At 70.3% G+C, this 7,378-nt stretch carries 9 protein-coding genes and 1 pseudogene; 5 read left to right on the plus strand and 5 right to left on the minus strand.

Annotation, left to right across the window (positions count from 1 at the left end):
- The 3 genes from ACOADB_RS07590 to ACOADB_RS07600 form a co-directional block, all read right to left on the minus strand.
- Positions 1-651 (minus strand): AarF/UbiB family protein (locus ACOADB_RS07590; protein ID WP_378597356.1); only part of this gene is annotated, 651 nt, incomplete at its 3' end.
- Positions 652-676: 25 nt separating this feature from the next.
- Positions 677-1,327: a peptide-methionine (S)-S-oxide reductase MsrA gene (msrA, locus tag ACOADB_RS07595; RefSeq protein WP_378597357.1), complete on the minus strand. Its 651-nt coding sequence runs from the start codon at positions 1,325-1,327 to the stop codon at positions 677-679.
- A gap of 78 nt (positions 1,328-1,405) precedes the next feature.
- Positions 1,406-2,380 (minus strand): DUF5995 family protein, encoded by a 975-nt coding sequence (locus tag ACOADB_RS07600; RefSeq protein ID WP_378597358.1) that lies wholly within the window; start codon positions 2,378-2,380, stop codon positions 1,406-1,408.
- Between the two features lie 55 nt (positions 2,381-2,435).
- On the opposite strand from ACOADB_RS07600, the gene ACOADB_RS07605 reads away from it, so the two are divergent.
- Both ACOADB_RS07605 and ACOADB_RS07610 read left to right on the plus strand, forming a co-directional pair.
- Positions 2,436-3,608, plus strand: a complete 1,173-nt coding sequence (locus tag ACOADB_RS07605) for a cystathionine gamma-synthase (RefSeq protein WP_378597359.1) — start codon at positions 2,436-2,438, stop codon at positions 3,606-3,608.
- A gap of 10 nt (positions 3,609-3,618) precedes the next feature.
- Positions 3,619-4,944 (plus strand): AI-2E family transporter, encoded by a 1,326-nt coding sequence (locus tag ACOADB_RS07610; RefSeq protein ID WP_378597360.1) that lies wholly within the window; start codon positions 3,619-3,621, stop codon positions 4,942-4,944.
- Here the strand turns inward: ACOADB_RS07610 and greA are convergent.
- Positions 4,941-5,453 carry a transcription elongation factor GreA gene (greA, locus tag ACOADB_RS07615; protein WP_378597361.1) on the minus strand — a complete coding sequence of 171 codons (513 nt, stop codon included), beginning with the start codon at positions 5,451-5,453 and terminating at the stop codon, positions 4,941-4,943. The two genes, ACOADB_RS07610 and greA, sit on opposite strands and share 4 nt — an antisense overlap.
- Positions 5,454-5,530: 77 nt before the next feature.
- Positions 5,531-5,938 carry a DUF4307 domain-containing protein gene (locus ACOADB_RS07620; RefSeq protein WP_378597362.1) on the minus strand — a complete coding sequence of 136 codons (408 nt, stop codon included), beginning with the start codon at positions 5,936-5,938 and terminating at the stop codon, positions 5,531-5,533.
- Between the two features lie 41 nt (positions 5,939-5,979).
- Here ACOADB_RS07620 and mca point away from each other — a divergent pair, with 41 nt between their 5' ends.
- From mca to ACOADB_RS07635, 3 genes and pseudogenes are all read left to right on the plus strand, one after another.
- Positions 5,980-6,891, plus strand: coding sequence for a mycothiol conjugate amidase Mca (mca, locus tag ACOADB_RS07625; protein ID WP_378597363.1), 912 nt, complete (start codon positions 5,980-5,982; stop codon positions 6,889-6,891).
- A gap of 12 nt (positions 6,892-6,903) precedes the next feature.
- The gene (locus ACOADB_RS07630; protein ID WP_378597364.1) at positions 6,904-7,152 is read left to right on the plus strand and encodes a hypothetical protein; all 249 of its coding nucleotides are present in this window, start codon (positions 6,904-6,906) and stop codon (positions 7,150-7,152) included.
- Positions 7,152-7,378 (plus strand): annotated as a pseudogene (locus ACOADB_RS07635) (LysE family translocator); the annotation flags it as partial. The gene ACOADB_RS07630 and the pseudogene ACOADB_RS07635, both read left to right, overlap by 1 nt.

The following is a 7,378-nucleotide window of genomic DNA, read 5'->3' on the forward strand; positions in this document are numbered from 1 at the left end:
GCGGAAGGTCGACGCGAACATCCGCTGCGCCTCGGCCTCGAGCTCGTAGTCGAGCTCCTCGCGCGCCCGGGCCTGGACCTCCTCTACGAGCGGCTTCATGTCGACCCCGGGGATCAGCGGCCCGATCGCGCGGGCGGCCCGCGCGAGCGTGCGCAGGTCGGACATCAGTGCCTCGCCGGCGTTCGGGTACTGCACCTTCACCGCGACCCGCCGGCCGTCGTGCCATTTGCCCTCGTGGACCTGGCCGATCGAGGCGGCCGCGGTCGGGGCACCGTCCATCCAGACCAGCTGGTTCTTCCAGTTCGGGCCGAGGTCCTCGGCCAGGATGTTGCGCACCGTCTGGGTCGGCATCGGGGGTGCGGAGTCCTGGAGCCGGGTCAGGTGCTCGCGATACGGCGCCGCCATCTCCTCCGGCAGCGCCGACTCGAGCACCGACAGCGCCTGGCCGAACTTCATCGCCCCGCCCTTGAGCTCCCCGAGGGTGCGGAACAGCTGCTCGGCCGTGCGCTGCTGGATGTCGCTCATCACCGCCTCGGCGGAGGCCCCGCCCATCCGCTTGCCGAAGCCGAGCGCGGTACGGCCGGCGTAGCCCAGCGGCAGGGCGGCCAGACGTGCCGTGCGCGCTGCTGCCTTGCGCGGGAGATCAGCCATGCGTCGAGTGTGTCAGCCAGTCACATCAGGCCGGGAAGGAGATCCCGGTCGAGGCGTGGCAGCGGTAGCCGTGCGGCACCTTGTGCAGGTACTGCTGGTGGTGCGGTTCGGCGTAGTAGTACTCGGCGGCCGGGGCGATCTCGGTCGTGATCGGGTCGAAGCCGCGACGGGCCAGCTCCTCGCCGTACACCTTGGTGAGCTCGCGGGCGGTGGTCTCCTGCTCGGGGCTGGTGAAGTAGATCGCCGAGCGGTACTGCGTGCCGTGGTCGTTGCCCTGCTGCATGCCCTGCGTCGGGTCGTGGACCTCGAAGAACTTCTTCACCAGGTCGGCGTACGAGACGACGTCGGGGTCGAAGACGATCCGGACGGCCTCGGTGTGGCCGGTGCGTCCGCTGCAGACCTCCTCGTACGTCGGGTGCGGGGTGATGCCGCCGGCGTACCCGACCGACGTCGACCAGACGCCGGGGACCTGCCAGTAGATCTCCTCGGCGCCCCAGAAGCAGCCGAGGCCGAAGACCGCGGCCTCGAGTCCGTCGGGTACGTCACCCTCGGCGGGACCGGTGACCAGGGGCGTGTGCAGGACCTCGTGGAGAGGGGGGAGCGCGAACGCGGGAGCAGCGCGGCCAGGCAGGGCCTGGGCAGGGTCGACCATCTCGGACTTGCGACGGGAGAACATGCCCCCATTCTCTCCGGGCAGGCAAGCCTCACACCTGTGGGCGGGTCGTTGGTCGAGGAGGTTGCCTTCCGACCCTGATCAGTCGTCGCGGCCGTGCACGGCGCACCAGGCGTCGCGCTTCGCGGGCTGGGCGACGAGGACGGCGCGGATGACCTTTGCCTGGAGGACGGAGTAGAGCTCGATCTCCTGCTCGACGAGCCTGCGCTGCGCGGGGGTCTTCGCGAGGGTGAGGGCCTCGGCGTGGCGCCAGACCATCTCGCGCCAGCCGCGCATGATCAGGCCGGCGGCGGTCTCCTCGACGGTGCCGGCGTCGATGTCGTCGAAGGTCGGGTCGAAGCGACGCGCCTCCTCGGCGAAGACCGGTCCGTAGAGGGTGTCGAGCCGGTTGTTGTAGCGGTTGTGGTCGGCCTTGTGGCTGCCGTCGGGTCCGGTGAGGCCGACCGTGGCCAGCACGTGCGGGAAGTCGCGGTTGATGTGGGCGTTCATCGCCAGCATGAAGTTGCCCAGGCCGCTCATCGCCCGGTCGTCCTCCGCCTTCAGCGCGATCTGCCAGGCCATCGGGAGGCCGGTTCGCTGGCCGGACTCCCACTTGCTGGTCACGTCGAAGTAGAGCTCGGCGAACACGGCGTCGACGCGGTTGAGCCAGGCCCGGTCGGTGAAGTAGCCGGAGCGGACGGCGTCGCGGACGTTCTCGGTCACCCGCAGGTAGGCCAGCGAGAAGATCGACGAGTGGGCACACGACCCGGACAGCCGGTCGAGGCGTTCCTCCATCCGTACGACGACGTCGTCGATGCACTCGTCGGCACCGCTCACGCAGACGTTTCCCGTGTACGGCGTCGCGGGCAGCGGGAGCGGCGCGAACAGGCCGATGAGGCTGTCGAACACCGGCAGCACGAGCCCGCGCAGCGGGTCGGGATCGCCCGTTGTGCCCGTGTCGTCGGCGGAAGCGGCCGGCGCGCCGATCCCGCTGCCCCCGCTCGTGAGCACGGTCAGGAGCACGGTGGCGAGCAGGGTGGAGAGCAGGGCGACGAAGGAGCGGCGGGGCGCGGTCACATCAGGCTGAACGAGCGAGACTGGTCCTCGTGACGGTGCTCGCTAGGCTCACGGGGTGAGCAACCGCGAGCACCTTGACACTGCTGGCTTCGAGACCCGGGCCATCCACGCCGGCTACGAGCCGGACCCGACCACCGGCGCCGTGATCCCGCCGATCTACGCGACCTCGACCTACGCCCAGGACGGCGTCGGCGGGCTGCGCAACGGCTACGAGTACAGCCGCTCGGCCAACCCGACGCGCACGGCCCTGGAGTCGACGCTGGCCGCGCTCGAGGGCGCCGCGCACGGCTACGCCTTCGCGTCCGGCCTCGCGGCCGAGGACACCCTGGTCCGCGCCCTGTGCCGGCCCGGCGACCACGTCGTGCTCCCCAACGACGCGTACGGCGGCACCTTCCGGCTCTTCGACAAGGTCGCGACGGCCTGGGGGCTGAGCCACAGCCCGGCACCCGTGACCGACCTCGACGCGGTCCGGGCCGCGATCCGGCCCGGCGAGACGAAGCTCGTCTGGCTCGAGACCCCCACCAACCCGCTGCTCTCGATCGGTGACATCGAGGCGATCGCCGCCGTGGCGCACGAGGCCGGTGCGAGGCTCGTCGTCGACAACACCTTCGCGTCGTCGTACCTCCAGCAGCCGCTGGCGCTCGGCGCCGACATCGTCGTCCACTCGACCACCAAGTACGCCGGCGGCCACTCCGACGTCGTCGGTGGTGCGCTCGTCGTCGACGACGCCGAGCTGGCCGAGAAGATCGGCTTCCACCAGAACGCCATCGGTGGCGTCGCTGGTCCGTTCGACGCGTGGCTGGTGCTGCGTGGCCTGAAGACGCTGGCGCTGCGGATGGAACGACACTGCGACAACGCCGAGAGGATCGCCGACTTCCTCTCGACCCATCCGGCGGTCAGCCAGGTGATCTACCCCGGACTGCCCGAGCACCCCGGCCACGAGGTCGCGTCGCGCCAGATGAAGCGGTACGGCGGCATGATCTCGTTCCGCGTCACGGGCGGCGAGGAGCAGGCTCTCGCCGTGTGCGCCGCCACGCAGGTGTTCACCCTCGGTGAGTCGCTCGGCGGGGTGGAGTCGCTCATCGAGCACCCGGGCCGGATGACGCACGCCAGCGTTGCCGGCACCGACCTCGAGGTCCCCGCGGACCTGGTCCGGCTCAGTGTCGGGATCGAGACCGCAGACGACCTGCTCGCCGATCTCGACCGCGCCCTCGGTGGTCTCGTCTAGCCTGAGGCCCGTGACGAGCGACGGCCCGACCGAGCCCGAGGACCAACCCGCCCCGGAGCCCTACGATCCAGTGGATCCGGACGAGGTGCCCGTGGCGGAGCCGCCGCTTTCCGAGGAGGAACGCGAGGAGCGGCGCTTCCGGCGCTTCGCCCACCAGTGGGCGATCGTGCGCGAAGAGCGCCGCGAGGAACGTCGGGCCGAGCTCCCGGCGTTCGCGAGCGGTCCGTCGAACTACCGCCGCGCGGAGGTGCCCTTCGGGCTCGACCTCGCCGCGGGCTGGGCCTGGCGCATCCTCATCATCGCCGCGGCGACGTACCTGCTGATGCGGGTGCTCGGCTTCTTCGCCGTCGTCACGATCCCGATCGCGGTGGCACTGCTGATCAGCGCGCTGGCCGCACCGTTCGTCCGGGCCCTGACCCGGATGGGTGTCCCACGGGGCCTCTCGGCGTTGCTGGTCGTGATCACCGGCTTCGCGGTCGTGGGTGCGCTGCTCACGTTCGCCGGGCAGCAGGTCGCGTCCGGCGCGAACGACCTCGCCGACTCGACCGTGCAGGGCCTGCAGGAGATCCGGAACTGGCTGCGCGACGGGCCGCTCAACGCGAGCGACTCGCAGATCAACGACTACATCAAGAACGCCCAGGACATGATCCAGGACCGTTCGAAGAACGGGGAGCTGCTCACCCAGGTCACGGAGGTCGGCGCCGCGCTGGGCCATGTGGTCGCCGGGTTCTTCATCGCGGTGTTCGCGACGTACTTCTTCCTCGCCGACGGCGACCGGATCTGGTCGTGGATCGTGCGCATCGCGCCGCGTGCGGCCCGCGAGCGGGTCGACAGCTCGGGCAAGGTCGCCTGGATCTCGCTGGTCCAGTTCGTGCGCGCGACCGTCCTGGTCGCGCTCGTCGACGCGGCGGGCATCGCGCTCGGAGCGGCGATCCTGAACGTGCCGTTCGTGCTGGCGATCGGCGTCCTGGTGTTCCTCGGCGCGTTCGTGCCGATGATCGGTGCCTCGATCGCGGGCAGCGTGGCGATCCTGGTCGCACTGGTCGACCAGGGGCCGCTGACCGCGCTGCTGATGCTCGGTGTCGTGATCGGCGTCCAGCAGCTGGAGGGCCACATCCTCCAGCCGTTCCTGCTCGGTCGCTGGGTCTCGCTGCACCCGCTCGGCGTGATCCTGGCGATCGCCGGGGGCGTGCTCGTCGCGGGCATCGCCGGCGCCCTCGTCGCCGTACCGCTGGCGGCGGCGGCCAACGCGGTGGTGCTGCACCTGGCCCAAATGGCAGAACCGCCCGCCTCCGAGCTGGAGACGGACGGTTCCGACGAACCTGTGGTGGCCTAGGCCACGAACGGCTTCGCGTCGAGGATGACGACGGTCTGTGCCTTGCCGTTGACCTCGTAGCTCACCGTCTCGCCCTTGCTGCGGCCGTTGATGGCCTGGCCGAGGGGGGACTGCGGGGAGTAGACGGTCAGCCCGTCGCCCGGGTCGATCTCGCGCGCGCCGAGGAGGAAGGACTCCGCGTCGGCGTCGTCATCGCCCTCGAACTTGTAGGTCACGACCATGCCGGGCTCCACGATGCCGTCGTCCGGCGGCGTCTCGCCGACCTCGGCACGACGGAGCATGTCCTCGAGCTGGAGGATCCGGAGCTCGTTCTTGCCCTGTTCCTCGCGGGCGGCGTGGTAGCCGCCGTTCTCCTTGAGGTCGCCCTCTTCGCGGGCGGCACTGATCTCGGACACGATCTCGGCGCGGCGGGGACCCTTGAGGTGGGCCAGCTCCGCCTGCAACTTGTCGTAGGCGTCCTGGGTCAGCCAGATGGTGTTGGCGCCGCCGGACTGGTCGGTCTGCGTCATGTGAAGCTCCTGTACTGCTCGTCGTGCACCCGTTCGGGTACAGAACGAACGAGTCTACCCGCCCGGGCTCGGGCGGGTCAGCGATACCGGGGCTGGCCCTCGGTCTTGCAGCCGATCCACTGCACCGTGGTCGCCCGGCGGTGCGTCTTGATGGCGATGTCGTACGTCGGCCCGTCGGCCGGGTCCGGCTCGAAGGTGAGCTCGCCGACGACGGCCTTGTCGTGCGAGATCGCACGCAGGTCGCACTCGGCGTCGACCGGCCCGTCGCCGTACTGGATCTGGACCTCGATGGTGGCGTTGTGGTCGTCGATCACCTTGTGGCCGATCTCCTCCGAGGAGACGGCCGGGCTGGCGTGGAAGAGCATCGCCCACAGCAACCAGCCGAGGAAGGTGACCGAAACGGCGACCGCGAGGGCGATCACCGCCAGCCGTCGGCCGCGCGACGGGGCGCCGTACCGGCTGGTCAGCGTGTCGGGAGAGCTCACCGGTTCATGGTCCCACGACCGTTCTTCCTACGATGGGGGGCATGCCCACCACGCACGCGCCCGCGATCGACCGCTCCGGGCTGCGGTTGATGCACGTCCACGCCCACCCCGACGACGAGTCGAGCAAGGGTGCGGCCTCCACGGCGAAGTACGTCGCCGAGGGTGCTGCGGTGCGTGTGGTGACCTGCACCGGCGGCGAACGAGGGTCGATCCTGAACCCCAAGATGGATCGCCCCGACATCCTCGCGAACATCACCGAGGTCCGTCGTCAGGAGATGGAGCGGGCACGCGACATCCTCGGTGTCAGCCAGACCTGGCTGGGGTTCGTGGACTCCGGGTGGCCCGACGGCGACCCCAAGCCGCCGCTTCCGGACGGCTGCTTCGGGCTGGCCCCGCTCGAGGAGGCGACCGAGCGCCTCGTGCGCGAGGTGCGCGAGTTCCGCCCCCACGTCGTGACGACGTACGACGAGCGCGGTGGCTACCCGCACCCCGACCACATCCGGTGCCACGAAGTGAGCGTCGCGGCCTTCGAGGCAGCAGGCGACCCCGACCGTTTCCCTGAGGCAGGGGAGCCGTGGCAGCCGCTCAAGCTGTACTACCACCACTCGTTCAACCGTCCCCGGATGCTGGCGCTGCACGAGGCGATGCTCGCGCACGACCTCGAGTCGCCCTGGGCCGAGCGCCTCAAGGAGTGGAAGCCGGAGCCCGAGTGGGACGCCCGGATCACGACCCGGGTGCCGTGCGGCGAGTACTTCGGCGTCCGCGACCAGGCCCTGCTCGCCCACGCCACCCAGATCGACCCCGACGGGTTCTGGTTCGCGATCCCGCGCGAGCTGCAGGAGAAGGTCTGGCCGACGGAGGACTTCGAGCTGGTGACCAGTCACGTCACCTCGCCACTGCCCGAGGACGACCTGTTCGCGGGCATCGCTGCGCCCTCACCGGGCGACGCCTGAGAGACTGACGTCATGCACGCGCTCGCTGTCACCGTCACCTCCGTCCTGCTCAGCGCCGAGGAGAAGGCACCGGACGACAACGACGTGGTCGCGGGGTGGATGGGCTTCGCCGTCTTCATGTTCCTGATCCTCGCCGTGGCGGTCATCGGCTGGTTCCTCACGCGCAGCCTGCGCAAGGCCGGCAAGGCCAAGGACGCCGGCGTGTACGGCGACGTGCCGGCTGCCGAGGACAACGACGTCGAGAGCAACGGGAAGGCCTGATGGTCGGCCTCGACCAGCTCCTGGGCTTCGGCCTGGCCGCGCTGGTCGTGATCGTCATTCCCGGACCGAGCGTCGTCTTCGTGGTCGGCCGGGCGGTCTCCTACGGCCAGCGGGTCGCGCTCGCCAGCGTCATCGGCAACACCCTCGGACTGTTCGTCGTGATGGCACTCGTCTGCCTCGGCCTGGGTGCGATCGTGGCCGAGTCGATGCTGGTCTTCACGATCAT

It is taken from the genome of Nocardioides sp. CPCC 206348 (assembly GCF_048654705.1).
Taxonomy (GTDB): Bacteria; Actinomycetota; Actinomycetes; order Propionibacteriales; family Nocardioidaceae; genus Nocardioides.